At 66.2% G+C, this 25,480-nt stretch carries 24 protein-coding genes; 15 read left to right on the top strand and 9 right to left on the bottom strand.

The features are described from left to right. Positions 1-8: 8 nt before the first annotated feature. The 3 genes from ASF09_RS14570 to pyrF all read left to right on the top strand — a co-directional run bounded on the left by ASF09_RS14570 (position 9) and on the right by pyrF (position 3,434). Complete coding sequence (locus tag ASF09_RS14570) at positions 9-2,297, top strand: patatin-like protein (protein WP_060526883.1); 2,289 nt, start codon at positions 9-11, stop codon at positions 2,295-2,297. 103 nt (positions 2,298-2,400) lie between these two features. Next, entirely contained in the window at positions 2,401-2,763 is a 363-nt protein-coding gene (locus ASF09_RS14565) for a LapA family protein (protein WP_082444316.1), read from the top strand. Next, complete coding sequence (gene pyrF / locus ASF09_RS14560) at positions 2,760-3,434, top strand: orotidine-5'-phosphate decarboxylase (protein WP_060526882.1); 675 nt, start codon at positions 2,760-2,762, stop codon at positions 3,432-3,434. Before ASF09_RS14565 ends, pyrF begins: the two co-directional genes overlap by 4 nt. A gap of 24 nt (positions 3,435-3,458) precedes the next feature. Here pyrF and ASF09_RS14555 read toward each other — a convergent pair whose 3' ends face one another. Further along, entirely contained in the window at positions 3,459-3,848 is a 390-nt protein-coding gene (locus ASF09_RS14555) for a hypothetical protein (RefSeq protein ID WP_060526881.1), read from the bottom strand. 36 nt (positions 3,849-3,884) lie between these two features. Between ASF09_RS14555 and ASF09_RS14550 the strand changes: the two genes are divergently transcribed. The 6 genes from ASF09_RS14550 (at position 3,885) to ASF09_RS14525 (ending at position 9,636) form a co-directional block, all read left to right on the top strand. Continuing rightward, a complete protein-coding gene (locus ASF09_RS14550; protein WP_060526880.1) occupies positions 3,885-4,520 on the top strand; it encodes a phosphoribosylanthranilate isomerase in 636 nt (211 codons plus the stop codon). A gap of 162 nt (positions 4,521-4,682) precedes the next feature. After that, on the top strand, positions 4,683-5,921 hold the full coding sequence (gene trpB / locus ASF09_RS14545; RefSeq protein ID WP_060526879.1) for a tryptophan synthase subunit beta: 1,239 nt from the start codon (positions 4,683-4,685) through the stop codon (positions 5,919-5,921). Positions 5,922-6,045: 124 nt separating this feature from the next. Beyond that, a complete protein-coding gene (gene trpA / locus ASF09_RS14540; RefSeq protein ID WP_060526878.1) occupies positions 6,046-6,858 on the top strand; it encodes a tryptophan synthase subunit alpha in 813 nt (270 codons plus the stop codon). Further along, positions 6,855-7,706 (top strand): acetyl-CoA carboxylase, carboxyltransferase subunit beta, encoded by an 852-nt coding sequence (gene accD / locus ASF09_RS14535; RefSeq protein ID WP_056051006.1) that lies wholly within the window; start codon positions 6,855-6,857, stop codon positions 7,704-7,706. The genes trpA and accD overlap by 4 nt, the downstream gene beginning before the upstream one ends. 119 nt (positions 7,707-7,825) lie before the next feature. After that, entirely contained in the window at positions 7,826-9,139 is a 1,314-nt protein-coding gene (locus ASF09_RS14530) for a bifunctional folylpolyglutamate synthase/dihydrofolate synthase (RefSeq protein ID WP_060526877.1), read from the top strand. 68 nt (positions 9,140-9,207) lie between these two features. Next, complete coding sequence (locus ASF09_RS14525; RefSeq protein ID WP_060526876.1) at positions 9,208-9,636, top strand: DUF6628 family protein; 429 nt, start codon at positions 9,208-9,210, stop codon at positions 9,634-9,636. A gap of 96 nt (positions 9,637-9,732) precedes the next feature. On the opposite strand, the gene ASF09_RS14520 is transcribed toward ASF09_RS14525, so the two are convergent. Then, positions 9,733-11,370: an inorganic phosphate transporter gene (locus ASF09_RS14520; protein WP_060527082.1), complete on the bottom strand. Its 1,638-nt coding sequence runs from the start codon at positions 11,368-11,370 to the stop codon at positions 9,733-9,735. Positions 11,371-11,644: 274 nt separating this feature from the next. After that, positions 11,645-11,974 carry a UrcA family protein gene (locus ASF09_RS14515; RefSeq protein ID WP_060526875.1) on the bottom strand — a complete coding sequence of 110 codons (330 nt, stop codon included), beginning with the start codon at positions 11,972-11,974 and terminating at the stop codon, positions 11,645-11,647. Positions 11,975-12,193: 219 nt separating this feature from the next. Here ASF09_RS14515 and ASF09_RS14510 point away from each other — a divergent pair, with 219 nt between their 5' ends. Beyond that, the gene (locus ASF09_RS14510; RefSeq protein ID WP_060527081.1) at positions 12,194-14,473 is read left to right on the top strand and encodes an ATP-dependent helicase; all 2,280 of its coding nucleotides are present in this window, start codon (positions 12,194-12,196) and stop codon (positions 14,471-14,473) included. Positions 14,474-14,597: 124 nt separating this feature from the next. Beyond that, positions 14,598-14,876 (top strand): hypothetical protein, encoded by a 279-nt coding sequence (locus ASF09_RS20430; RefSeq protein ID WP_147453157.1) that lies wholly within the window; start codon positions 14,598-14,600, stop codon positions 14,874-14,876. 31 nt (positions 14,877-14,907) lie between these two features. Here the strand turns inward: ASF09_RS20430 and ASF09_RS14500 are convergent, their stop codons facing one another. Next, on the bottom strand, positions 14,908-15,204 hold the full coding sequence (locus ASF09_RS14500; protein ID WP_060526873.1) for a HigA family addiction module antitoxin: 297 nt from the start codon (positions 15,202-15,204) through the stop codon (positions 14,908-14,910). Then, complete coding sequence (locus ASF09_RS14495; RefSeq protein WP_060526872.1) at positions 15,204-15,491, bottom strand: type II toxin-antitoxin system RelE/ParE family toxin; 288 nt, start codon at positions 15,489-15,491, stop codon at positions 15,204-15,206. Before ASF09_RS14495 ends, ASF09_RS14500 begins: the two co-directional genes overlap by 1 nt. A 185-nt stretch (positions 15,492-15,676) precedes the next feature. Here ASF09_RS14495 and ASF09_RS14490 point away from each other — a divergent pair, with 185 nt between their 5' ends. Together ASF09_RS14490 and ASF09_RS14485 are read left to right on the top strand one after the other, a co-directional pair. Beyond that, the gene (locus ASF09_RS14490; protein WP_060526871.1) at positions 15,677-15,970 is read left to right on the top strand and encodes a hypothetical protein; all 294 of its coding nucleotides are present in this window, start codon (positions 15,677-15,679) and stop codon (positions 15,968-15,970) included. Positions 15,971-16,072: 102 nt separating this feature from the next. Next, positions 16,073-16,615, top strand: a complete 543-nt coding sequence (locus tag ASF09_RS14485; RefSeq protein WP_056051024.1) for a glycine zipper 2TM domain-containing protein — start codon at positions 16,073-16,075, stop codon at positions 16,613-16,615. A 132-nt stretch (positions 16,616-16,747) separates the two neighbouring features. On the opposite strand, the gene ASF09_RS14480 is transcribed toward ASF09_RS14485, so the two are convergent. Continuing rightward, positions 16,748-18,874, bottom strand: a complete 2,127-nt coding sequence (locus ASF09_RS14480) for a prolyl oligopeptidase family serine peptidase (protein ID WP_082444314.1) — start codon at positions 18,872-18,874, stop codon at positions 16,748-16,750. A 149-nt stretch (positions 18,875-19,023) separates the two neighbouring features. On the opposite strand from ASF09_RS14480, the gene ASF09_RS14475 reads away from it, so the two are divergent. Next, a complete protein-coding gene (locus tag ASF09_RS14475) occupies positions 19,024-20,418 on the top strand; it encodes an MFS transporter (RefSeq protein ID WP_060526869.1) in 1,395 nt (464 codons plus the stop codon). Between the two features lie 361 nt (positions 20,419-20,779). On the opposite strand, the gene ASF09_RS14470 is transcribed toward ASF09_RS14475, so the two are convergent. Next, positions 20,780-22,519: a DUF885 domain-containing protein gene (locus ASF09_RS14470; protein WP_060526868.1), complete on the bottom strand. Its 1,740-nt coding sequence runs from the start codon at positions 22,517-22,519 to the stop codon at positions 20,780-20,782. A gap of 125 nt (positions 22,520-22,644) precedes the next feature. On the opposite strand from ASF09_RS14470, the gene ASF09_RS14465 reads away from it, so the two are divergent. Beyond that, positions 22,645-23,469 carry an alpha/beta fold hydrolase gene (locus ASF09_RS14465; protein WP_060526867.1) on the top strand — a complete coding sequence of 275 codons (825 nt, stop codon included), beginning with the start codon at positions 22,645-22,647 and terminating at the stop codon, positions 23,467-23,469. Between the two features lie 171 nt (positions 23,470-23,640). On the opposite strand, the gene ASF09_RS14460 is transcribed toward ASF09_RS14465, so the two are convergent. Next, a complete protein-coding gene (locus ASF09_RS14460) occupies positions 23,641-23,967 on the bottom strand; it encodes an FtsB family cell division protein (protein ID WP_055878455.1) in 327 nt (108 codons plus the stop codon). Between the two features lie 133 nt (positions 23,968-24,100). Beyond that, positions 24,101-25,381 carry a phosphopyruvate hydratase gene (gene eno / locus ASF09_RS14455; protein WP_060526866.1) on the bottom strand — a complete coding sequence of 427 codons (1,281 nt, stop codon included), beginning with the start codon at positions 25,379-25,381 and terminating at the stop codon, positions 24,101-24,103. Between the last annotated feature and the right edge of the window lie 99 nt (positions 25,382-25,480).

Here is a 25,480-nt window from a genome sequence, read left to right as displayed (position 1 = left end):
GATCTAGGATGCGCGAGAAGGAACTGCGACTGGCGCTCGTCTGCTACGGCGGGATCAGCCTGGCGGTCTACATGCACGGCATCACCAAGGAGATCTGGCGCCTCGTCTGCGCCAGCCGCGCGTTCCACGACGGCGAGACCCCGGTCGGGGGCAGCCAGGGCGTCTATCACGCGCTGCTCCAGGAGATCGAAGAACACGCGTCAATCCGCGTGCGCGTGCTCGCCGACATCATCGCTGGCGCGAGTGCGGGCGGGATCAACGGCATCTTCCTCGCGCAGGCGATCGCCACCGGCCAGAGCCTCGATCCGCTGACCGACCTCTGGATGACCTCGGCCGATGTCGAGGCGCTGATCGATACCGAAGCGGCGCCGAAATCGCGGCTGTCGAAGGTCTGGGCGATGCCGCTCGCCTGGATGGCGGCGGGGCGCAGCACCGACAAGGTCGAGGAGCTCGACGAGCCGACGCGCGAGGAGGTGCGGGCCAAGCTGTCGCACTTCATCCGCTCGCGCTGGTTCGAGCCGCCGTTCGGGGGGAAGACCTTCACCAATTTGCTGCTCGACGCGTTCGACGCGATGGCGGCAAGCACGCGCGGCCCCCGCCTGTTGCCGCCCGGACAGCCGCTCGACCTGTTCGTGACCGTCACCGATTTCTCGGGCCATCCCGAGCGCTTGCAGCTCAACTCGCCGGCCGAGGTGGTCGAAACCGAGCATCGGCTGGTGGTCGACTTCACCGACAATGGCGGCGCGACCGATACGCTCGCACCGCGTGCGGAACTCGCGTTCGCGGCCCGCGCGACGTCGAGTTTTCCCGGCGCGTTCCCGCCGTTCACCGTCGCGGAACTCGACACCGTGCTTCAGACCCGCCAGATCGCATGGCCCGGGCGTGGCGCCTTCCTCAAGCGCGTTCTGCCACGTCATGCTGCGGCGAAAGCGGCGGAGACCGCGGTGCTGATCGATGGATCGGTGCTCGCCAACGCGCCGTTCCGGCCCGCGCTCGATGCGCTCAAGGAACGGCCGGCACGGCGCCAGATCGACCGTCGCTTCATCTACATCGACCCCTCGCCGGGCATCAAGCTGCGGCTCAATCGCGGCGAGGGCACGCCCGGTTTCTTCCAGACGATCATCGCCGCGATCAGCGACATCCCGCGCCAGCAGCCGATCCGCGACAATCTGGAGGCGATCGCCGAGCGTTCCGCGCGGATCGATCGGATGCGCGGGATCGTCACCGCGATCCGCCCCGATGTCGAGGCCGATGTCGAATCGCTGTTCGGCCACACGCTGTTTCTCGACCGCCCGACCGCTCCCCGGCTGATCACTTGGCGACGGCGCGCGCAAAAGGCGGCCGCGTCGAAGGCAGGGTACGGCTTCGTCGCCTACGGGCACGTCAAACGCAGCGCGGTGATCGAGACGATGGCCAGCCTGCTGTTTCACGCGGGCCGTCATCATCGTCCACGCCGCCTTGCCCAGATCAGGTCGGCGATCGTGGCGAGCGTCGTCGCGACCGGCGCCGATCAGCTCGGCTCGAACTATCCCGGCGGTGCCAGCCCCGCGTCGATCGCGTTCCTGCGCACCTTCGACATCGGCTTTCGCATCCGCCGCTTGCGGCTGATGGCACGCCGGCTGGCAGAGGTCGAGACGCAGGCCGACGAGCCCGAACTCGCCCCGATGCGCGACGCGATCTACGAATCGCTGTCGCCGTATCTCGATCGGATGCGCGGCGAGATGCATGCCGGACAGCATGACGCGGTCCGCGCGATGCGCGGCGATGCGACCGAGGTGCTGGCGACGCTCGGCCGGACCTTCGACCTCGGTCGGCTCGACGCGGAGACCGACCAGCGCCTCGCCGCCGCGTTCGCGCAACTCGCCAAGCCCGCACGGCGCACGATGTTGCTCGCCTATCTCGGCTTTCCGTATTTCGACACCGCCACGCTGCCGCTGTTGCAGGGCGAAGGACTCGACGAGTTCGATCCGATCAAGGTCGACCGCATCGCCCCCGACGACGCCACCGCGATCCGCTCGGGCGGTGCCGACGCGACGTTGAAGGGGATCCAGTTCGGCACGTTCGGCGCGTTCTTCAGCCGGACCTACCGCGAGAACGACTATCTCTGGGGCCGCCTCCACGGCGCGGAACGGATGATCGACATCACCGTCTCGACGCTGCCGAAGACAGTGCGGATGAAGCCCGGCCGCGTCGCCGCGATCAAGCGCGCGGCGTTCGTCGCGATCCTCGACGAGGAGGAACCCCGGCTCACCGCGATCCTGCCGCTGATCGCGCAGATCAGGACCGAAATCGGCTGAGATCCCCCTTTTCCGCACAAGACTGGCCAAACCGGCCGCTTGGCGGTAGCTCTGGCACACCCATCGGCGCTTCGGCGCGGAGGGACGCGATAGAGGTGGCCGCATGCAGTTCCTGAAAATCCTGTTCTGGTGTCTGTTGGCGTTCATCGCCGCAGTCTTCACGATATCGAACTGGAATGCCGTGCAGATCCAGCTTTGGGGTGGGCTGATCGCCGACGTGAACCTGCCGCTGCTGCTGTTCGTCACGTTCCTGATCGGGTTCGTGCCGACGATGCTGTACAATCACGCGATCCGCTGGCGGCTGCGGCAACGCCTCGCGACGTGCGAACGCGAGCTGGTCGAACTGCGGACGCCGCGGCCCGAGCCGGTGGCGTTCGCGCACGCCGAGACGCCGGTCGCGCCGATCACCGCCGCTGGCCCCGCCTCCGACCTGTCGACCACGACCCAGCCGGGCTCGCTCCTGTGAGCAACCGCATCTACGTCGCGCTCGATACGCCCGATCTCGCCAAGGCCAAGGCGATCGCATCGCGCGTCCGCCATCACGTCGGCGGCATCAAGCTAGGGCTCGAATTCTTCTCCGCACATGGCCAGGCCGGCGTCCACGCGATGGCCGAACTCGGCCTGCCGATCTTCCTCGACCTGAAGCTGCACGATATCCCCAACACCGTCGCCAAGGCGGTACAGGCGCTCGGCGCGCTCGAACCGGCGATCCTGACGGTCCATGCAAGCGGCGGCCGGGCGATGCTCGAGGATGCGAAGGCAGCGGCGCCGATCGGCACCAAGGTGATCGCGGTGACGATGCTCACCAGCCTCGACGCGTCCGATCTCGCCGCAACCGGCGTCGTCGGCAGCGCGCACGACCAGGTCTCGCGGCTGACCGAACTGGCCTGCGCGGCGGGGGTCGACGGCATCGTCTGCTCCGGTGCCGAAGTCGCAGCGGCGAAGAAAATCTGGCCGAAGGGGTTCTTCGTCGTGCCGGGCGTACGCCTGCCCGACGGCCAGATCGGCGACCAGAAGCGAGTCGTCACGCCGCGCCAGGCGCTCGATGCCGGCGCGTCGATCCTCGTGGTCGGTCGCCCGATCACGCAAGCCGAAGACCCCGACACCGCCGCCCGCGCGATCGGCGCGACGCTCTGACGAGGGGGGCGTACCTGGCCCCCTTTACCATTCGCCGCCGTTACCAGTTGGGATGGCAATCGCGCGGATAGCAGTCAGTATCTCGGGAAGGCAGAACCACACGGCCGAGAGTGCGATCCAGGTGATGGCCACCATCCGCGCCCGCCAACCTCGCAACGCCCCAGCGCCGACGTTCCAGCGGCCCCGCCGAACCGCGAACGCGGCGATCGTGAACATACCGCCATTCACCCATGCCCACGGCACCAGCCGATCGGTTGGCAACCATGACGTCAGCGAATAGCCGGTATAAATCCGCACCAATCCATTGATCGCGGCTAGATGGATGATGACGACCGGCGGTATCCAGCGCCCTGCACCCATCGCGAACTGGCGATATTCGGACAGGTCGGTGGAATGGTCTGGATCAGACTGCACTGGTTTGGCCTCCACGAACGCACTAGCAAGACGCGCATGAAGAAAACGAAAATTTGCGGCCTTTCCACGCTCGCCACGCTCGACGCTGCGATCCGGCACGGGGCGAGCCATGTCGGGTTCGTCTTCTTTCCCGCCTCGCCCCGCCACGTGACGTTTGCGAAGGCGGCCGAACTTGCCGCACGCGTACCGGGCCATGTCGCCAAGGTCGGCGTGTTCGTCGATCCGGAGGACGACATGCTCGAACAGGCCGTCGGTTCGGCGGCGCTGGACGTGCTGCAACTCCACAAGGTGACCCCGCCACGCGCCGCCGCGATCCGCGCCAAGTTCGGGATCGAGACCTGGGTTGCGGTGGCAGTTCGCACGCGCGGCGATCTCGACGCGGCGCACGGGTTCGTCGGAGTCGCCGACCGCATCCTCTACGACGCGAAGACGCCGGACTCGGCGGCGCTGCCCGGCGGGATGGGCTTGCGGTTCGACTGGGACCTACTCGACGGCTTCCGGCATCCGCTGCCCTGGGCGCTGTCGGGCGGGCTCGATCCGACGAACGTGGCGGAGGCGATCCGCCGCACCGGCGCGGAACTGGTCGACGTGTCCTCCGGGGTCGAAAGCGAACCCGGTACCAAGGACGAAACCAGGATCGCGGCGTTTCTGAAGGCGGTCGCCGCGCGCTAGCACCACCCCGGCGAAGGCCGGGGCCCAATTGGAAAGGTCGAGGTCACGGAGCATCCGACTCGCCAAAAAGCCTTTCTCAATTGGGCCCCGGCCTCCGCCGGGGTGGTCTTTAGCGGAAACGGAAGGGGTGACAGCGATTTACGAAGTGCTAAACGCCCCTGCATGAACGCTCCCCTCGCCCCCAACTCCTACCGCGCCCAGCCCGACGAGCGCGGCCATTTCGGCGACTTCGGCGGCCGCTATGTCGCCGAGACGCTGATGCCGCTCGTCCTCGAACTCGACGAGGCGTACCGCGCCGCCAAGGCCGACCCCGCCTTCAAGGCGCAGTTCGACGACCTGCTTGAGCATTATGTCGGCCGCCCGAGCCCGCTCTACTACGCCGAACGGCTGACCGAAGCCCTGCGCGAATCCGCGCCCGAGGGCATGGGTGCGCAAGTCTGGTTCAAGCGCGACGAGCTGAACCACACCGGCGCGCACAAGATCAACAACTGCATCGGCCAGATCCTGCTGGCGATGCGGATGGGCAAGACGCGGATCATCGCCGAGACCGGCGCGGGCCAGCACGGCGTCGCCACCGCCACGGTCTGCGCGCGGTTCGGCCTGCCCTGCGTGATCTACATGGGCGCAAAGGACGTCGAGCGTCAGGCGCCCAACGTGTTCCGCATGAAGCTGCTCGGCGCCGAAGTCCGCCCCGTGACGAGCGGCGCGCACACGCTGAAGGACGCGATGAACGAGGGCATGCGCGACTGGGTCGCCAACGTCCACGACACCTTCTACATCATCGGCACCGCCGCCGGCCCGCATCCGTATCCGGAGATGGTCCGCGATTTCCAGAGCGTGATCGGCACCGAGGCACGCGCTCAGATGCTGGAGCGGGTCGGTCGCCTGCCCGACATGCTGGTCGCCGCGATCGGTGGCGGCTCGAACGCGATCGGGCTGTTCCATCCGTTCCTCGACGATGCCGACGTGCAGATGCTCGGTGTCGAGGCGGCGGGTCATGGTCTCGACAAGCAGCACGCGGCGAGCCTTGCGGGTGGTTTCCCTGGCGTGCTCCACGGCAACAAGACGTATCTGTTGCAGGACGAGGACGGCCAGATCACCGAGGCGCATTCGATCTCGGCCGGGCTCGACTATCCCGGCATCGGCCCCGAGCACGCCTGGCTGCGCGACATCGGCCGCGTCCAGTATGACAGCGCGACCGACACCGAAGCGCTCGACGCCTTCCAGCTACTGTGCCGGACCGAGGGCATCATCCCCGCGCTCGAACCAAGCCACGCGATCGCCACGGTGACGAAGAAGGCCCGCGAAATGCGGCAGGACCAGATCATCCTGGCGAACCTGTGCGGCCGCGGCGACAAGGACATCTTCACCGTCGCCGAAGCGCTCGGAGTGGCGATATGACTTCGCTTCTGCTCCCCTCCCGCTTGCGGGAGGGGTCGGGGGAGGGCCTGTTCGCTCCTCAGACCTTGGATGTGCGGCTATGTCAGCCCCTCCCCCAACCCCTCCCGCAAGCGGGAGGGGAGCAGTGAGCCGCCTCGCCGCCACCTTCGCACGCACCGCCGCCGCCGGTCGCGCCGCGCTCGTCGCGTTCGTCACCGCGGGCGATCCCACCACCGAAGCCACCGGCCCGATCCTGGACGCGCTCGTCGCCGGCGGCGCGGACGCGATCGAGCTCGGCATGCCGTTCACCGATCCGATGGCCGACGGCCCCGCGATTCAGGCCGCCAACATCCGCAGCCTCGCGCAAGGGACGCGCACCGCGGATATCCTCGCGACCGCCACCGCGTTTCGCGCGCGGCATCCGGACGTGCCGCTCGTCCTGATGGGCTACGGCAACCCCATGCTCCGCCGTGGCGCGGACTGGTTCGCCGAAGCCGCTGCCAACGCCGGCGTCGACGGCGTAATCTGCGTCGACGTGCCGCCCGAAGAGGACGACGCGCTCGGCCCGCAGTTACGTGCGGTCGGGATCGACCTGATCCGCCTCGCCACCCCCACCACCGACGCCGCCCGCCTGCCGACCGTGCTCGATGGCGCCAGCGGGTTCCTCTATTACGTGTCGGTCGCGGGGATCACCGGGCTCCAGCAGGCGCAGCAATCCTCGATCGAGGATGCCGTCGCTCGCTTGAAAGCACAGACCGACATCCCGATCGCGGTCGGCTTCGGCATCCGCACCCCCGAGCAGGCGGCGAACGTCGCGCGGGTCGCCGACGGCGTCGTCGTCGGCTCGGCGATCGTCGAACTGGTCGCGCAGCACGGTGCCGCTGCGGCCGAGCCGGTCCGCGCCTATATCAAGTCTCTCGCCGACGCCGTCGCTTCGGCCCGAAAGGTTCCCGCATGAGCTGGCTCAACAGCGTCCGCAACGTCCTGCCGTTCGTCGCGAAGCGCGAGACGCCCGAGAATCTCTGGCACAAGTGCAAGGGCTGCGGGCAGATGATCTTCACCAAGGAGCTCGAGGACAACCTCTACGTCTGTCCGAAATGCGATCATCACGACCGCATCGGGCCGAAGATCCGTTTTGCGCAACTGTTCGACGAGGGCAGCTGCAGCGAACTCCCCGCACCGAAAGTGCCCGAGGATCCGCTCAAGTTCCGCGACCAGAAGCGCTACACCGATCGCCTCAAGGCCGCGCGTACCGACAACAGCGAACAGGACGCGCTGATCAACGCCCGCGGCGCGATCGACGGCCACCGCGTCGTCGTCGGCGTGCAGGATTTCGGCTTCATGGGCGGCTCGATGGGCCTCGCGGTCGGCGAGGCCTTCGTCCGTGGCGTCGAGGCGGCGATCGAGGACCGCGTGCCCTACGTGATCTTCACCGCGAGCGGTGGCGCGCGTATGCAGGAGGGCATCCTCAGCCTGATGCAGATGCCGCGCAGCACGGTCGCGATCCAGATGCTGCACGATGCCGGCCTGCCGTATATCGTCGTGCTGACCGATCCGACCTCGGGTGGCGTGATGGCGGCGTATGCGATGCTCGGCGACGTCCAGATCGCCGAGCCCAAGGCGACGCTCGCCTTCACCGGCCGCCGCGTGATCGAAAGCACGATCCGCGAGAAGCTGCCCGAGGATTTCCAGACGTCAGAATATTATCTCGAGCACGGGATGATCGACATGGTCGTCCACCGGAAGGACCTGCGCGAACAGCTCGGCACGGTCATCGGGTACCTCAGCGCGCGCGAGGCCGCGTAAAGCACTCCCTCTCCCCCCCCGGGGAGAGGGTCGGGGTGATGGGCAGCCAGCCAGTGCTGCGCCCCGGTACAGCCCCTCACCCCAGCCCTCTCCCCGGAGGGGAGAGGGAGCCTAGAAGAATGCCCGACCACGCGACGTCCTCGTCCCCCGCAGTGCAAGCGCAACTCGACCGGCTGACCGCGCTGTCGCCCGGCGCCGACATCCTCGGCCTCGAGCGCATCACCGCGCTCCTGAGCTGCCTCGGCGACCCCCACCTCGATCTCCCCCCGGTGTTCCACGTCGCCGGCACCAACGGCAAAGGCTCGACCTGCGCCTTCCTGCGCGCCGCGATCGAGGCTGCCGGGCACAGCGTCCACGTCTATTCTTCCCCGCACCTCGTCCGCTTCAACGAACGCATCCGCCTCGCGGGCAAGCTGATCGAAGACGACCTGCTCGCCGCCTTGCTGTCGGAAGTCCTCGATCAAGCCGCCGACCTCCAGGCAAGCTTCTTCGAAGTCACCACCGCCGCCGCCTTCCTCGCTTTCGCGCGCACGCCAGCGGCAGCGACGATCGTCGAAGTCGGTCTCGGCGGCAGGCTCGACGCGACCAACGTCATCCCGAACCCGGTCGTCACCGGCATCGCCGCGCTCGGCATCGATCACCAGTCGTTCCTCGGCGACACGTTGCTGGAGATCGCCGGCGAGAAGGCGGGGATCGCCAAGGCCGGTGTCCCGCTCGTCACGATGGACTATCCCAAGGCCCTCCGCGCGAAGATCGCAGCCATCGCCGCAGCGGCCGGCGCGCCCGTCGTCGCCCGCGGCACCGCCTGGACCAGCGAGACCGCGCGCGCGACCGTCCGCTACGAGGACACCGGCTTTTCGGTCGTCACCAACCGCCCACGCCTCGTCGGCGCGCACCAGTCGCGCAACCTCGCGCTCGCGATCGCCATGCTGCGGCACCAAGGCGCATTGCACATCCCCGAAGCCGCGATGCGCGCCGCCGCCGACTGGGCGCAATGGCCGGCGCGCATGCAGCGGCTCTCTGACGGCCCGCTCCTCGCGCGCCTCCCCGCCGGCAGCGATCTGTGGCTCGATGGCGCACACAATCCCAACGCCGCCAAGCCGGTCGAAAGGACGTTGCGCCGGATCGCGCAAGGTCGCCCCGTCACGCTCGTCATGGGGATGCTGGCGAACAAGGATGCCGACGCCGTCCTCCGCATCCTGTCGCCGTCGCTGGCCCGGATCATCGCCATCCCCGTCGAAGGGCACGCGCACCACGCCCCCCACGCGCTGGTCGAGATCGCAGCCCGGTACGACGTCCAGGGCGACGTCGCTCCGGGCATTGCGGACGCGCTCGATCGCCTGTCCACGCAGGGTCCATCAGTCGTGCTGATCGCAGGATCGCTGTACATTGCAGGCGAAGCGCTCGTCCGGAACGACCAGCCGCCGGACTGATCTCTTATTGCTATTGACTATCAATAACCAACCGTCGAGTTTGGCGCGACCACCACGGAGTCGCGTGAATGACCGATGTTCGAACCGCCACCGCCCTGCTTCCGCACGCGTTGCCCGACTGTGAAAACGCGCGGATCGCGCTGTTCGCGATGCGGCGGATGGGCGCGAATGGCCTTGCGGACGCGCGCGCCGCGCACACCCTGTTCACCGCGTTCGGCCAGAGCTTCCGGCGGCCGCTCGTCCTGCTGCGCGCATTGATGGCGGATCTCGCGGGCACGTCCGCGGGAACGATCGCGATCGCGCCGTGCTGCTGCGCGCGGATGACGCCTGCGGAGGCGGCGATGCTGTCGATCCTGGCGCGGATAGAGACAGCACCCGAGATCGCCCGCCTGCTGATGGCCGATCTGCTCGGCGTGCGTCGCGTCGATGGCGTCCTGGCGAGCGCCGCCGCCGTCGCCGCGGCCTTTGCCGACGAAGGGCGCCCCGTCACCGCCTAGCGCGGGTCGGTCTGCGGCGATCGGTCTGCTGATGCCGGACGGGTGCCGGCATGGCGGTGCGCTACAGTCGAACGATCGTGGTTTTGCCGTCCTCGATCAATATCCCAGCGCGTGCGCCAGCGTCAGCAGCAGCCAGTACAGCCCCCCCGACAGCAGCATCGCCACCGGCAGCGTCATCACCCAGGCCAGCGCCATGTTCATCACCGTACGCCGCTGCAACCCGGCGCCGTTGGCGACGCTGGCCCCCGCAACGCCCGACGACAGGATGTGCGTCGTCGACACCGGCAAGCCGTAGCGGACCGCCAGCAGGATCGTCGCCGCCGCGACCAGCTCGGCCGATGCGCCCATCCCGTAGGTCAGATGCGACTTGCCGATCTTCTCGCCGACCGTGACGACGATCCGCTTCCATCCGACCATCGTCCCGAGCCCAAGCGCCAGCGCGACCGAGATCTTGACCCAGGTCGGGATGTAGCGCGTCCCCTGCTCGAGCTGCCCGCTATAGCTTTTGAGCGTCGTGATCTCCTGCGCGGTGAAGCGGCTCTGCGCGGCCGTATCGGCGGTGATCAGCTTGGTCGTATCGAGCAGCAGATACATGTCGTTGCGCAGGTTCGGCGTCGCCGCGGCGGGGACCTTGCCGAGCGAGCCATAGCCCGCGATCCGTGTCGACACGTCGTCCGACAGCGTCGCCAACGCGCCATAGACGACCGGATCGGCGACCTGCTTGGTCTTCAGCGCGCGCGTCACGTCGATCCGCGCGGCGGCGACGTCTCCGGGCGCGCCATTCGCATGCGCCACGAACGCGGTCGACGCGTCGTGCGCGGCCTGCACGAACGCCGGCGTCGCGCTCTCGGGCATCGTCCGGTTCAAGGCATAGGCGGTCGGTGCACAGCCGATCAGGATGAGCATGATCAGCCCCATCCCCTTCTGCCCGTCGTTGCTGCCATGCGCGAAGCTGACCGCGGTGCAGGTGCCGATCAACAGCGCCCGGATGCCGCGCGGCGGCGGCGTATCGCTCTTGGGTGCCTCGTAAAGCGCGCGATCACGCAGGAACCGCTTCATCACGAGCAGCATCAGCAACGCGCCGACGAAGCCGACGACCGGGCTGAACGCGAGTGCCGACAGCACTTTCCAAACCTGCGCCATGTCGACGCCCGACGTGCCGTCCGCGCCGCCCTTGATCATCTGGTTGGCGAGGCCGACGCCGAGAATCGAACCGATCAGCGCATGGCTCGAAGAATTGGGCAGCCCGGCCGCCCAGGTCGCGAGGTTCCAGACGATCGCCGCGAGCAGCAGTGCGAAGATCATCGCGAACCCGCCGACGCTGCCGACGTTGAGGATCAGGTCGACGGGCAACAACGTGATGACGGCGTAAGCCACAGCCCCCGACGACAGCATCACGCCGAGGAAATTGAAGAACCCCGACCAGACCACCGCAAGCGGCGCGGGCATCGAATGCGTGTAGATGACGGTGGCGACCGCGTTGGCGGTATCGTGAAACCCGTTCACGAACTCGAACCCGAGCGCGATCAGCAACGCGAGCGCGAGGAACGCGAACGCCCCGCCCGCCAGCGATTCGCCGACCTGCGCGGTATCGATCGCGATGCTGAACCCGGCATAAGCGAGCCCGCCGATCAGCACCGCAAGGAAAATCCAGCGGCCGGACGGATGGATCGCATGATCGAGTTTGGGGCCGGTGCGCGGGGCCGACGCCGCAGTGCTCGAATCAGCCGTCATCGCATCGGGTGCAAATGTGGAGGTTGCCATGAGGATGTGCAGTCGGCCCTAACGATGACAATCTTATGACAGATGTAAATCAAGCGACGATCCGCCCTGATTTGGGACGAGGCCGTCACCGATCCTCCCCCGCCAGGGGGAGGTGGCTGGCTCTTGCCAGACGGAGGGGGAGGAAGGGGTAACTTCTGTTCCGTGCCCTCCCCCTCCGTCGCCTCCGCCCCTCCCCTGACGGGGGAGGACGTTGGGCGCCGACCTCCTCAACGACCGCTACGGCTCACCGCCCCGCGCCGATGCTGGCGAGCTGCGTCCCGTTGCGGCCGAGGATCGCGGCGAACTTGACGCGCGCATCGTCGGTCATCTCCTGACGGCACTGGCGCGCGTCGGCGAGCGCATCTAGGCCGTTGGTACGCGGCTGGCAGGCGCTGGCGATCGCCGATTGCAGGCGGCGCTGGAACGCGGTCCGCCCGGCGTCGCTGGTCAGGTCGAGTCCGCGATGCGACACGCGCACCGACACCGGCTCGCGCACGGCGCTGGCCGATGCCCCCGCCGAGAACAGGCACGCGCCAAGGATCGCCGCCGAAACGACGCTGTTGAAAAGCTTCATGATGATGGTCCTCAAATGGTCCTGCGGTCCGCAGGGCGCTGCCTGCGGGACGACGGCGCCAGTGCGTCGGACAGCCTTTCTGCATGCGGCTGCTCCGACCACGAACCACGTCGCTGCGCCGTCTCTAGGCGGGCTTCATGACGCCCGCGCGACGATTCGGCGACGTTTCAAAGGTTGCCCGATCAGCCTCCGTTCCCTACCTGTTCACCGGTGAACCAGATCGCCCAAACGTCCGCGCCGCAAGCAGAGCCTCCCTATCTGCGCGGTCTCAATCTGCCGCAGCGCGAGGCGGTGCTGACCACCGACGGTCCCGTGCTGATCATCGCCGGCGCCGGCACCGGCAAGACCGCGGCGCTCACCGCACGCCTTGCGCACCTGATCTTCACCAAGAAGGCATGGCCGTCCGAGATCCTCAGCGTCACCTTCACCAACAAGGCCGCACGCGAGATGCGCGAGCGGGTCGGTCGTCTGGTCGGCGATGCGGTCGAGGGCATGCCGTGGCTCGGCACCTTCCACGCGATCGCCGCGAAGATGCTGCGCCGCCACGCCGAACTGGTCGGGCTGCAATCGAACTTTACGATCCTCGATACCGACGACCAGTTGCGAGTCTTGAAGCAGCTCATCCTCGCGGCCGATATCGACGAGAAGCGCTTCCCGACGCGCAGCCTCGCCGGGCTGATCGACCAGTGGAAGAACAAGGGCCTCGTCCCTGCCGATATCGATGCGGGCGAGAGCGAGCGTTACGCCAACGGTCGCGGCGGCGAGTTGTACCAGCAATATCAGGCGCGACTGATCGCGCTCAATGCCTGCGATTTCGGCGACCTGCTGCTCCACATGCTCGTCATCCTGAAGACGCACCGCGACGTGCTCGCGCAGTATCAGCAGCGCTTCAAATACATCATGGTCGACGAGTATCAGGACACGAACTCGTCGCAATATCTCTGGCTGCGGCTGCTCGCGCAGGAGCGGAAGAACATCGCCTGCGTCGGTGACGACGACCAGTCGATCTATTCGTGGCGCGGCGCGCAGGTCGAAAACATCCTGAAGTTCGAGCGCGACTTTCCGGGCGCGAAGGTCATCCGCCTCGAACAGAATTACCGCAGCACGCCGCACATCCTCGGCGCCGCGTCGGGCGTGATCGCCAACAATGGTGGACGGCTCGGCAAACAGCTCTGGACCGAGCGCGACGTCGGCGAGAAGGTCAAGGTCATCGGCGTCTGGGACGGCCCCGAGGAGGCGCGCCGGGTCGGCGAGGAGATCGACATTGTCCGCCGTTCCGGCAAATCCTTGGACGAGGTCGCGATCCTGGTCCGTGCGCAGCACCAGACGCGCGAGTTCGAGGACCGCTTCATCGCGATCGGCATGCCGTACAAGATCGTCGGCGGCTTCCGCTTCTACGAACGCGCGGAGATCCGCGACGCGCTGGCATACCTCCGCGTCGTCAACCAGCCGGCCGACGACCTCGCCTTCGAACGCATCGTCAACGTCCCCAAGCGGGGCCTCGGCGACAAGGCGGTCGCGCGCATTCATCAGCTCGCGCGCGCCACCGGCACCCCGCTGACCACCGCCGCCGCGCGCATCCTCGACACCGACGAATTGACCGGGGCTGCGAAGAAGTCGCTCGGACGGCTGGTCGGCGACATCGCCCGCTGGCGCGACATGGCGACCAGCCTGCCGCACGCTGAACTCGCTCGGCAGTTGCTCGACGAGAGCGGCTACACCGCGATGTATCAGGCCGAGAAATCGGTCGAGGCGACCGGCCGCCTGGAGAACCTCAGCGAACTCGTCCGCGCGATGGAGGAATACGACTCGCTCGGCGCGTTCCTCGAACACGTCAGCCTCGTGATGGACAACGAGGGCGGCGCGCAGGATCCGCAGGTCACGATCATGACCATCCACGCCGCCAAGGGCCTCGAATACGACACCGTGTTCCTGGTCGGCTGGGAGGAAGGCCTGTTCCCATCGCAGCGCTCGCTGGACGAAGGCGGGGTGAAAAGCCTCGAGGAGGAACGCCGCCTCGCCTATGTCGCGATCACGCGCGCGCGCCGGCTTGCGGTGATCATCCACGCCGCCAACCGCCGCATCTACGGCCAATGGAACTCGTCGATCCCCTCACGCTTCGTCGCCGAACTTCCGCCTGAGCATATCGACACGGAAACCACGATGTCCGGCGGCGCAAGCCTCTGGCAAGCCAACTGGTCCGACCGCGCCGATCCGTTCGCCGACGTCGCCCGCGGCACCGGCCGAGGCCCCGGCTGGCAGCGCGCCTCGGGCACCGGCAGCACCTTCTCCACCAAACCCGCCCGCGTCGTCGAAAGCCGATCAAGCGCGATCAGCCTCGGCAACAAGGGCCGCGACGACCTCTCGCTCGGCATGCGCGTGTTCCACCAAAAGTTCGGCTACGGCGCGATCGCCGAAATCGAGGGCAACAAGCTGGAGATCGACTTCGAACAGTCCGGGCGCAAGCGGGTGATGGACAGCTTTGTTACGATAGGATGAAGTAAAGCGTCGAGAGGCGCCCGATGCCGAACTGAACAGGAATTTTTTGCACGTTCCCGTAAATTTGCAACTTTCGGTCAAGTTTGAGATCATCCCTCCAAGACTTCGAGTCGAGGATGGGTACATGTCGGACAACAAGCGAACGATTCCTGAGATCCGTTCTCGACTTCGCGAGATTGCGGACGAGTCCGGAATCGAAGAACTTCACGATCTAGCCGACGAAACGTATCGAAATTCGCCAGTCACGCGTGCCTCGGCGCGAAGCGCACACTTCACGCCAGAACTCGCGGAGGATATCAGGGCATTCGTTGCCAAGTATCCAAAGCTACATCAACGTGACGTGGCACAGAAATTCAACGTAAATCCGGGACGAGTATCCGAGGCGTTGACCCACCAGATGTAAAACAATCCTGATGTGATCGATGTTGAGCCGCTTAAGCCGCCACTCGCTCCACCTCGATCTCGCCCTCACGCGTCCGAGCTTGCGCCAGATCATACGCCGCCTGCATCCGCATCAACGTTTCAGCCTGCAGACCGAACGCCTTCTCGAACCGGATCGCCATTTCAGCCGACAACCCGGCCCGGCTGCCAAGCAAGTTGCTCATCGCCTGCCGCGTCACGCGCAATTTGGCGGCCGCGTCGGTCACGCTCAACCCATGCGGCGCGACAACTTCAGCCCGCAACCAAGCGCCTGGGTGAACCGCAAAACTCGCATGAAGCTTGATCGCCATCAGTGATAATCCTCCAGATCGAGATCCTCGACGCCACCCGCATCGTTGATCCAAAACGTCATCCGCCAGTTCTTCGTCACCGTCAGCGACCATAGGCCTGCCCGATCACCCGCCAAGCGATGCGCGCCGAAATTGGGTGGCACCGTCAGTTCGTCCCCGGCTTCGACAGCGGCGAGATACGCCAGCATATTTCGCAATCGATCGACGAGATTGCCCGGCAATCCCCTCGACCGGCCGGTCTCGGCGAACGACCGCAACGCCTTATGCCGAATGCTTTCGATCACCATGATGGAACGTACGCCATTCGAGACGGTGCGTCAACCGTCGCTTGTCGCTTTACGATCACGAACTGCAATCGGGGACTAGAATGATGCCAAACCTGTACCGCGGCCGACAAATTCGTTCAGGAACGATGTCACTCGATAGCCGTATCACTGGCACATCCCGATTGTCGGGTTCGAGAGGACATCTCATGAAGTTTACCCATCTCATCGCCGCCGGGCTGGCCCTTGCAACGCTCGGTCTCGGCGCCGCCGCACCGGCCGAGGCGCAGCGCGATCGCGGCCATAGCGAGCAGTATCGCGACAACGACCACCGTGGCGACCATCGCGGCGACCGCCGTGATTTCCGCCGCAACGACCACCGCGGCGATCGTCACGACGACCGTCGCTATCGTGGTCGCGACCATGATCGTCGCAACTGGAACAACAATCGCCGCTGCCGCACCGAATGGCGCAACCATCGTCGCGTGCAGATCTGCCGCTGATGTAAGGCGATCCGGCGCGTGAAATCGCGCGCCGGGAAAGGTGGACGGTGGTATCGTGCTGCCGTCCGCCGTTGCGTTCGACCCTCGATAAGGATTTCAGTCATGAAGCGTTTGTTCGGTACGGTTGCAGTGATTGCGGCGACGTGCCTTTCCGTTGCGACACCCGCGCTCGCGCAGAGCAGCGCCGACGACGCCCGTTTCGCCGCCGCCCAGTCACGCCTCGACAGCGAATTGCAGATCTTCCGCCAGGAATTCGATCGCTACCAGTCGGTCCGCAATCGCGGCGGCTATGCGCCACAGGGCGGCTATCGCACCGCACCCGACCGTGGTTATCAGGAAGCCTATCCGGACGAGCGCGACGAAGGCAATTATGACCCCTCGCGCTACTATCGCGCGGGCCCGAACTATCAGGAACGCACGCTGTCGACCAACGACCGCGTCTACGCCGGGCAGGACGGCAAATATTACTGCAAGCGCAGCGACGGCACCACCGGGCTGATCATCGGCGCAGCCGGTGGCGGTATCCTCGGCAACGTGATCGACGGCGGTCGTTCGCGGACCGTGGGTACGCTGCTGGGTGCAGCGGTCGGTGGCCTCGCCGGGCGTGCAGTCGACCAGAACAACAGCCAGGTCCGCTGCCGCTGATCCGCACCCCCATCCCGTCATCCTGACGAACCTCCGTCATCCTGACGAACGTCAGGATCCAGAGCCACAAGCATAACGCTTCGTGGCTCTGGATCCTGGATCAGGTCCAGGATGACGGCAGGAGCCGCGCCCCTACTTAGCCGGCCCGACCAGCTTCTGCGTGAAATACGTCATCTGCAACGCCTGCAACCGGGCCCCCTGCTCGATATCCGCATCGCCCGAATGCCCGCCCGCCGTGTCCTCATAATACAGATATGGCAGTCCATATTCCTTCAACCGCGCCGCAAACTTGCGCGCATGCTGCGGCCCGACGCGGTCGTCCTTGGTCGTCGTCCAGATATACGGCTCCGGATACGCGACGCCCTTCCTGATGTTCTGATACGGCGAGATCGTCTCGAGGAACGCCTTCTCCGCAGGGACCGTCACCGAGCCATATTCGTCGACCCACGAGGCCCCTGCCGCAATCCCCTCATACCGGATCATGTCGAGCAACGGCACCTGGATCGTCACAGCCTTCCAGAGATCGGGATGCTGGTTGAACTCGACCCCCATCAGCAGACCACCGTTCGAGCCGCCATAGATGCCGAGCTTGGCCGGGCTCGTAAGCTTCCGCGCGAACAGGTCCTTCGCCACCGCCGCGAAGTCGTCATAGATCACCTGCCGCTTGGTCTTGCGCCCCGCGTCATGCCACTTGGGCCCGAACTCGCCGCCACCGCGGATATTCGCCAGCACGTAAGACCCGCCCCGCTCAAGCCACAGCTTGCCGGTGCTCCCCGAATAGCTCGGCGTCATCGACACCTCGAAGCCACCATAGGCGGTCATGATCGTCGGCGTCGTCCCGTCGAGCACGATGCCCTTCTTGTGGACGACGAAATACGGCACCTTCGTCCCGTCGGTCGAGGTCGCCTCGAACTGCTCGACGATATCGTTCGACGCGTCGAACTTCGCCGGCAGCGTCTTGATCGGCTTCGGCGCAGCGCCCGTCGCCGCATCCAGCGAATAGAGCGAGGTCGGCGTCAGGAACCCGGTCACCGTCAGATACGCGTCGTCGCTGCGATCGGTCGTGCTCACGACATCGATCGAGGCATTGTCCGGCAGCGCGATCGGCTTGGCGGTCCAGCCGTTCGCGCCGTGCGAATAGACCGACGCGCGGCCCCGGACGTTGTCCGACACGACCAGCAACAGCTTCGACCTGGTCAGCCCCATCCCGTCGACCGACTGGCGCGGCCCTGGTGCGAACACGATCGTCGGGTTGATCCTGCCCTTCTCCACCTCGGCAAGCGGTGCCGACGCGATCGCACCCTCGGGAATCTTGCCCCACGGATCGCTGGTCGAGAATATCACCTGCCCGTCGATCATACCAGCCGGGAAGGTACGGTCGGGTAACGCCAGCGGCCGCGCACCGGCCGGAGTCCACACCAGCTTGTCCGCGCCGAAGAACGTCTTCCGACGCTGGATCACGATCAGGCGATTGCCCTTCTCGTCGGTCAGCACGTTCGCCGCAGTCCCGCCCTGGTCGGTCGCCGCACCCCGATACACTTCGGTCGCGGCCTCGAGCGCCTGCCCGCGCTTCAGCTGCTTCATCACGAACGCATAGCCCGACTGCGTCGTCGTCCCCGCACCCCAGTCGCGCGCCACCAGCAGCGTATCCTTGTCGACCCAGGTCGCATCCTGCTTCGACTTGGGCAGCGTGAAGCCGTTCGCGACGAACCGCCCGGTCGAAAGATCGAACTCACGATACGTCACCGCGTCCTCGCCGCCCTCCGACAGCGCGACCAGGCACAGCCGCTGCTCGGGCTCAAGGCAGGTCGAGCCCTTCCACACCCACTGCTTCCCCTCGGCCTTGCCCAGCGCATCGAGATCGAGCGCGGTCGTCCATTTCGGCGTCGCCGACGCGTAATCAGCAGCACTGGTCCAGCGCCAAAGGCCATGCGGATGATCGGCATCGCGCCAGAAATTATAGATCCGCCCGAACATCTGGTTCGGCATCGGAATACGATCCTTCGCCGACGCGATCGCCAGCGCCTCGGCGTAGAAGGTCTTGTAGCGCGGATCGTTCTGCAGCCGCGGCAACGTCTTCGCATTCTCCGCCTCGACCCAGGCCAGCGGCTTCGCGCCATCCTTGTCCTCGAGCCAGATATACGGGTCGGCGGCGGTGTTCGTTTTGGTCGTATCAGTTTTGGTCATCGGTGCGACTTGGGCAATGGCCGACGTACCCGCAAGCATCGCTGCTGCCACCGAAAAGCAAAAACCACGCATACCCAACTCCCTACCGTCACCCCGGGCTTGTTCCGGGGTCCACCGATCCGCATAACAAATCCTGTCGAGTGTGCGGCACGGTGGTCCCCGGAACAAGGCTCTCCTGAGGAAAGTTGAAGGATCCGGGGTAACGAAGCGAGTTCAAGAAAATGCAGGACGGCCTGCCCAAGCCCCGGCGCTTCGTCGCGATCGCCGCGATCTCGGCGGGGACCGCGCTGACGATCATCGACGGCGGCATCGCCACCGTCGCGCTGCCGACGATCGCGCGCGACCTGCACGTCGGCAACAGCGCGGTGGTGACCGTCGTCACGGTGTACCAGCTGATCCTGGCGATGGCGCTGCTTCCGTTCTCCGGGCTCGGCGACCGCATCGGCCTGAAGCGGATGTACCAATACGGCCAGCTGTTGTTCACGGTCGCGACGTTGCTCTGCTTCTTTGCCAAGAGCCTGCCCTTCCTGCTCGTCGTCCGCGCCGCGCAGGCCCTGGGTGCGGCGGCGGCACTGAGCGTCTCGTCGGCGCTGATCCGCTCGATCTACCCGACCAAGCAACTCGGCCGCGGGCTCGGTATCAACTCGGTCGTCGTCTCCAGTTCCGCGGCACTCGCCCCGACGATCGGCGGCCTCGTCCTCGCCATCGCCCCCTGGCCCTGGGTGTTCGCCAGCGCCGTACCGTTCGCGATCGCGTCGCTCCTGCTCGGACGCGCGCTACCCGAACCGCGCAAACACGACGAACCGTTCGATGTGCTCGGCGCGGTGATGTGCGCGGCGATGATCGGACTCGTCATCGGCGGCGCCGAAAGCGCGGTTCACGGCGACAGCCCGATCGTCTCCGCCGCGATCGTGCTGACCGGCGTGGTGATCGGCTGGTTCTTCGTGAAGCGCGAACAGGGCGAGACCAAGCCGATCCTGCCGATCGACCTGCTCGCGCGCCCGGTGCTCGCGCTGTCGGCGATCGGTGCCTACACCGCGTTCATCGCGCAGATGACAATGCTGCTCTCGACCCCGTTCCGCCTGACGCACGCCTACGGGTTCAGCGCGGCGGAGGTCGGTGCGGCAATCGCGCCGTGGCCGCTAGCGAATATGTTCGTCGCGCCGTTGTCGGGCTGGTTGTCGGATCGGTACCCGGCCGGACTGCTCGGCGGGATCGGTATGGGCGTGTCGATCTGCGCGCTGCTGCTGATCGCGTACATGCCGGCGGATCCGGGGTATTTCGACATCGCATGGCGGATGGCGCTGTGCGGATCGGGGTTCGGGATGTTCATGGCCCCGAACGCACGCCTGATCATCGGCTCCGCCCCCCGCGAACGCGCCGCTGCGGCTGGCGGCCTCGTCTCCACGGTCCGCCTGGTAGGCCAGACCACCGGCGCCACCTTGGTCGCGGCGTTGCTGGCCATGGGCGTAGGCGCCGGCATGACCCCGCCGCTCGTAGCTGCCGGCCTAGCGCTAGTAGCAGGCCTATGCAGCTTAAGCCGCCTCCGCCCCTCGATCCGCAACCCGCCGACCGAAGAAACCCAGGACGTCCAACCAGCGCAACAGGCGCGCTGACTCCTCCTCCCTCTCCCCTCCGGGGAGAGGGTCGGGGTGAGGGGCAGCCAAGCAGCGCTCCGCTTGGAACAGCCCCTCACCCCAGCCCTCTCCCCGGAAGGGGGAGAGGGAGCAGCAGAAGAAGCTGAAGAAAAAAGAATGTTCACCCGCGAAGGCGGGTGCCCAGTCTGTGTCCCCGCCTTCGCGGGGACACATGCTTTGGTTTGGGACGCCTTTACCCCTAAATGCACCACCCCGGCGAAGGCCGGGGCCCAATTGGAAAGGTCGGCGTAACGGTAGACTGCGCTTCGTTAGCGACGCTCACCAATTGGGCCCCGGCCTTCGCCGGGGTGGATGGGAGAACGATCACGCTCCTCCCAAATTAAAACGCCGCGCTCGCCTTAGCCTCCCCCATCATCGCAGCCCGCACCAGAGGAATCGGCGGCCCCCCATAGCTCAGGAACTGGTCATGGAACGCCTTCCAAGCCTTCCTGCCACCCCGCGTCCCAGTCCAGTCCGCCCGCAGCTTCCGGATCATCAACTTACCCATCGTATAATTCAGATACGCCGGATCATACGTCCCCCGCGCCGCCTGCTGCTTGGCGTTCCCCTCGTCCTGGTAACACTCGTCGACGAACATCCGGAACGACTGCTCCTGCGTCATCCCCTTCGCATGCATGCGGATCGCAGACAGATACCGGCAATCGCGCAACAACGCGTTCGAGATCTGCCCGACATGCGTCTCAGGATCGCCGTTGTTGAGCCCAGCCTCCCACATCATCTCCTCGGCATAATGCGCCCACCCCTCGGCGAACGCATACCCCACGAACAACCGCCCGAAGAGCGACGGCGAGCGGTTCGCATGCAGGAACTGGACGAAATGCCCCGGCATCACCTCGTGCACCGAGGTGAACAGCAGGTCGTTCTTGCCCGGCACGAACGCGTCCTGCACCGCCTTGGTCCAGCTCGGGTCGGGCGGCGAGATGTAATAGATCGACGGCACGCCCTTATCGAACGGCCCCGGCGGATCGATATACGCCGAGTTCTGCCGGTTATACGGCGGCGACTCCTCGACCAAAGCCTGCTCGGTCCCCGGGATCGTCACCAGGTCGTGATCCACGACGAACTTCCGCAGCGTCGGGATCTGCCGCCGCGCCTCTGCAACCGGGCCGCCGACCGGCTTGTTCGCATTCATCTTGTCCATGCACGCCAGGATCGTCTGCCCCTTGGCGAACACCCCGCACGCCTGCGCCAGCGCCGCCTGGTTGCGCTTGAGATCGGCGACACCCGCCGCCTCCAGCTGGTCGAGCGGCGTATCGACGCCCTCGGTCATCGCCACCATCCGCGAGAACTTTTCCGCCCCGAGCGCAAAATCCTGCGTCGCGGTCGCGCGCTGGCCCTCGGTCCACGTCCCCAGATCGCGCATCGCCTTCGACGCCGCCTGCGCCGCGTCCGCCAGCTGCTTCTGCGCCGCCGCATCCTTGACGCCTGCAAACGCCTTCACCGCGTCGCCCGCATAATAATCCGCAAAGCCGTTGAACGCCGCCGTCCCGTAATTGACGTAGCTCAGCGGCATCGGCGTCTTGAGGTTCGCCTTGATGTTGCCCGCCGCCGCCGGGATCTTCTGCAGGAACGCGGTCAGCGCCTTCATCCGGGTCGGCGCATCGGCATAGTTGCGCGCGATATACGTGTTCGGATCGAGCCCCGCGCTGACGTACCAGGCCGGATTATGGTGCGGCTGGTCGGCATCCTCCAGCCAGAACAGCTTCCCCTTGGCGACCTGCACCAGATAGTCGCGCTCGAACGCCTCGGCGGGTTTCAGGTCCTTGAACGCCCCCGCCTTGTCGATCGCGCCATGCAGGAAGTCCGCCTGCCGCTTCAGCCCCGCCGCGCTCCAGTCGCCCAGGCCGCCGTCATATTCGTGCTTGCCCTGATAGACCGCGTTCGCCGGATCGATCTTGAACCAGCCGTCGATGAAGCCATCGCGAAACCCCGCCCAGTCGCCCTTCGCAGCGGTGGTCGGCGCAGCAGGAGCCTGCGTGTTCGCGGTCGTCTGCGCAGGGCCGCACGCGCTCAAGGCGAGGACCGCGCCAAGCGCCGTCGTCAAAAGTCCGATCCGCATCCTGTCTCCAATTCCGATTCGTCTGGAACCATGCTGCCAGTCGAAGCTTCGGTACGCCAGCGTGCGGAACGGTGGGCGCGATGAGCCGTTGAGCGCACACCTCCCTAGAGAGACTGGATAGCTTGATGCCCTACGTAAAAACCCGTGACGGTACCGATATTTACGTCAAGGATTGGGGCACGGGACGCCCGGTGATCCTGACGCATGGCTGGCCGCTGAACGCCGACAGCTGGGACGCCCAGGCAATGGCGCTCGCGCACGCCGGCTTCCGCGCGATCGCGTACGACCGCCGCGGGTTCGGTCGCTCGGGCCAGCCCTGGACCGGCTACAACTACGACACGCTGACCGACGATCTGGCCGACGTGATGGAAGCCACCGGCGCGAACACCGACGCGACGATCGTCGGCTTCTCGATGGGTGGCGGCGAGATCGCGCGCTACATGAGCCGCTACGAGGGCAAGGGCGTGGTCGCCGCCGGGCTGATCTCGTCGGTGGTGCCGTACATGCTCAAGACCGACGACAACCCCGATGGCGTCGACGAGGAAACGCTGGCCAGCATCGGCGCGAATATCGAGGACGACCGCCCGGCGTTCTTCAAGACCTTCCTCCAGCAATTCCTCGGCGTCGGGTTCATCACGTCGCCGGTCAGCGACGAGGTCGTCGACTGGGCATGGGGCCTTGCGATGCAGGCAGGCCTTCACCCGACGTTGGAGTGCGCCAAGGCGTTCGGCCACACCGACTTCCGTCAGGATTTGGCGGCATTCCGCGTACCGACGCTGGTCGTCCACGGTACGAGCGACAAGACCGTGCCGATCGACGCCACCGGCCGCGCCGCCGCCAAGGGCATCGCGGACTCGCAGCTGGTCGAATATGACGGCGCCCCGCACGGCCTGACGATCACCGAGAGCGATCGCTTCACCAACGACCTGCTGACCTTCCTGGGCCGGTAAACATCCAACCGACCACACTTCTTGCCCCTCCCTGGAAGGGAGGGGTCAGGGGTGGGTCGGCTTCCCCATGTCCCATCGGTGGCGGCTCAAGTTGGCCAACCCACCCCCAGCCCCTCCCTTTCAGGGATGGGAGCAGAAGATCGCTTCCCTCCCAAGGAGGGCAGCAGAAGCTCAATTCCCCAGCGGGACGATAACCTCGTCCGGATGCGCGACGTTCAGTTCCTTGCGGACCATCTCGTCGACCATATCCGGATTCGCATGATCCGGGTTCAGCAATGCCACCCGGTTCTTCAGCACCTCGCGCTTGCGATCGAGCGCGGCATAGTCCTGCTCGCGTTTCGCAAGCTGCCGCTTGTAATCGCCATACGCGAACATCCCGTTCGGCCCGAGTACGGCATACGCGCCGAAGAATGCCATCAGCGTCAGCCCCAGCGCCGGCCACGCGGCCTTGCGCATCGTCTTCCGCAACTTGCTGGTCTTCGTCGTCACGCGTGCCATGTCGTCCTCCGGTACTCCAAATCCACTCCGTCACCCCGGACTAGTTCCGGGGTCCACCGTTCCGCGCAATCAAGTCTGTCGAATATGCGGGACCGTGGATGCCGGAACAAGCCCGGCATGACGGATGGGGCAATCACCCCCCGATCAGGATGTCGCGGCCCGCATAGCGCGCCGCATCGCCCAGCTCTTCCTCGATCCGGATCAGCTGGTTGTACTTCGCCAACCGGTCCGACCGCGCCAGGCTGCCCGTCTTGATCTGACCGCAGTTGGTCGCGACCGCCAGATCGGCGATCGTCGAATCCTCGGTCTCGCCCGAGCGATGCGACATCACCGCGGTGTACTTGGCCCGCTGCGCCATCGACACCGCCTCCAGCGTCTCGGTCAGCGTGCCGATCTGGTTGACCTTCACCAGCAACGAGTTCGCGATACCCTGGTCGATGCCACGCTTCAGACGCTTCGGGTTGGTTACGAACAGATCGTCGCCGACCAGCTGGACCTTGTCGCCGATCAGGTCGGTGAGCGTCTTCCAGCCCTCCCAATCGTCCTCGCCCATGCCGTCCTCGATCGAGAAGATCGGATAGCGCCGCGTTAGGTCCGCGAGATACTCCGCCATCTCGGCGCTTTCGAGGATCCGGCCCTCGCCCGAGATGTCGTACTTGCCGTTCTTGTAGAACTCGGTCGCCGCGCAATCGAGCGCGAGCATCACTTCCTCGCCCGGCTTGTACCCAGCCTTCTCGATGCTCGACATGATGAAGTCGAGCGCCTCGGTCGTGCTGCCGATGTTCGGTGCGAAACCACCCTCGTCGCCGACGCTGGTCGACAGGCCCTTCTCGCTCAGGCCCTTCTTCAGCGTGTGGAAGATCTCCGAGCCACAGCGCACCGCCTCGAGGATGTTCGACGCGCCGACCGGCACGACCATGAACTCCTGAAAGTCGATCGGGTTGTCAGCATGCTCGCCGCCGTTGATGATGTTCATCATCGGCACCGGCAGCAGATGCGCCTGCACGCCGCCGACATAGCGGTACAGCGGCAGACCGCGTGCTTCGGCCGCGGCTTTGGCGACGGCGAGGCTCACGCCGAGGATCGCGTTCGCGCCCAGCCGGCCCTTGTTCTCGGTGCCGTCGAGTTCGATCATCGCGCGGTCGAGGTCCGACTGGTCCTCCGCGTCCATGCCGAGCACGGTGTCGGTGATCTCGTCGTTGACCGCGTCGACCGCGCCGTCGACGCCCTTGCCGCCCCAGCGTGTCTTGTCGCCATCGCGGCGCTCGACCGCCTCGTGCGCACCGGTCGAGGCGCCCGACGGAACGGCGGCACGGCCGAAGCTGCCGTCTTCGAGCAGCACGTCGACCTCGACGGTCGGATTGCCGCGGCTGTCGAGGATCTGGCGTGCATGAAGGTCGATGATTGCGGTCACGTAACGATGCTCCTACAAATCCCGGTGCCGGGTCGTTCGCGCCGCCTCTACCGTCTCACGCCATATCGGGCAATCGCGCGGACATCCGAGAATAGTGTC

It is taken from the genome of Sphingomonas sp. Leaf242, from assembly GCF_001422045.1.
GTDB lineage: Bacteria > Pseudomonadota > Alphaproteobacteria > Sphingomonadales > Sphingomonadaceae > Sphingomonas.
The sequence above is the reverse complement of the archived record's forward strand: the minus strand, read 5'-3'. Positions and strand labels throughout refer to the sequence as shown.

What these genes read in the sequence shown, in the direction of transcription:
- ASF09_RS14515 (WP_060526875.1), bottom strand. Translation starts at nt 11,974, where the DNA reads ATGAAGCTTTTCAACAGCGTCGTTTCGGCGGCGATCCTTGGCGCGTGC.
- ASF09_RS14550 (WP_060526880.1), top strand. Translation starts at nt 3,885, where the DNA reads ATGAAGAAAACGAAAATTTGCGGCCTTTCCACGCTCGCCACGCTCGAC.
- trpB (WP_060526879.1), top strand. Translation starts at nt 4,683, where the DNA reads ATGAACGCTCCCCTCGCCCCCAACTCCTACCGCGCCCAGCCCGACGAG.
- ASF09_RS20430 (WP_147453157.1), top strand. Translation starts at nt 14,598, where the DNA reads ATGTCGGACAACAAGCGAACGATTCCTGAGATCCGTTCTCGACTTCGC.
- ASF09_RS14565 (WP_082444316.1), top strand. Translation starts at nt 2,401, where the DNA reads ATGCAGTTCCTGAAAATCCTGTTCTGGTGTCTGTTGGCGTTCATCGCC.
- ASF09_RS14465 (WP_060526867.1), top strand. Translation starts at nt 22,645, where the DNA reads ATGCCCTACGTAAAAACCCGTGACGGTACCGATATTTACGTCAAGGAT.
- ASF09_RS14470 (WP_060526868.1), bottom strand. Translation starts at nt 22,519, where the DNA reads ATGCGGATCGGACTTTTGACGACGGCGCTTGGCGCGGTCCTCGCCTTG.
- ASF09_RS14500 (WP_060526873.1), bottom strand. Translation starts at nt 15,204, where the DNA reads ATGGCGATCAAGCTTCATGCGAGTTTTGCGGTTCACCCAGGCGCTTGG.
- ASF09_RS14460 (WP_055878455.1), bottom strand. Translation starts at nt 23,967, where the DNA reads ATGGCACGCGTGACGACGAAGACCAGCAAGTTGCGGAAGACGATGCGC.
- ASF09_RS14570 (WP_060526883.1), top strand. Translation starts at nt 9, where the DNA reads ATGCGCGAGAAGGAACTGCGACTGGCGCTCGTCTGCTACGGCGGGATC.
- ASF09_RS14485 (WP_056051024.1), top strand. Translation starts at nt 16,073, where the DNA reads ATGAAGCGTTTGTTCGGTACGGTTGCAGTGATTGCGGCGACGTGCCTT.
- ASF09_RS14530 (WP_060526877.1), top strand. Translation starts at nt 7,826, where the DNA reads ATGCCCGACCACGCGACGTCCTCGTCCCCCGCAGTGCAAGCGCAACTC.
- accD (WP_056051006.1), top strand. Translation starts at nt 6,855, where the DNA reads ATGAGCTGGCTCAACAGCGTCCGCAACGTCCTGCCGTTCGTCGCGAAG.
- ASF09_RS14480 (WP_082444314.1), bottom strand. Translation starts at nt 18,874, where the DNA reads ATGCGTGGTTTTTGCTTTTCGGTGGCAGCAGCGATGCTTGCGGGTACG.
- ASF09_RS14475 (WP_060526869.1), top strand. Translation starts at nt 19,024, where the DNA reads ATGCAGGACGGCCTGCCCAAGCCCCGGCGCTTCGTCGCGATCGCCGCG.
- ASF09_RS14495 (WP_060526872.1), bottom strand. Translation starts at nt 15,491, where the DNA reads ATGGTGATCGAAAGCATTCGGCATAAGGCGTTGCGGTCGTTCGCCGAG.
- ASF09_RS14525 (WP_060526876.1), top strand. Translation starts at nt 9,208, where the DNA reads ATGACCGATGTTCGAACCGCCACCGCCCTGCTTCCGCACGCGTTGCCC.
- ASF09_RS14520 (WP_060527082.1), bottom strand. Translation starts at nt 11,370, where the DNA reads ATGACGGCTGATTCGAGCACTGCGGCGTCGGCCCCGCGCACCGGCCCC.
- ASF09_RS14490 (WP_060526871.1), top strand. Translation starts at nt 15,677, where the DNA reads ATGAAGTTTACCCATCTCATCGCCGCCGGGCTGGCCCTTGCAACGCTC.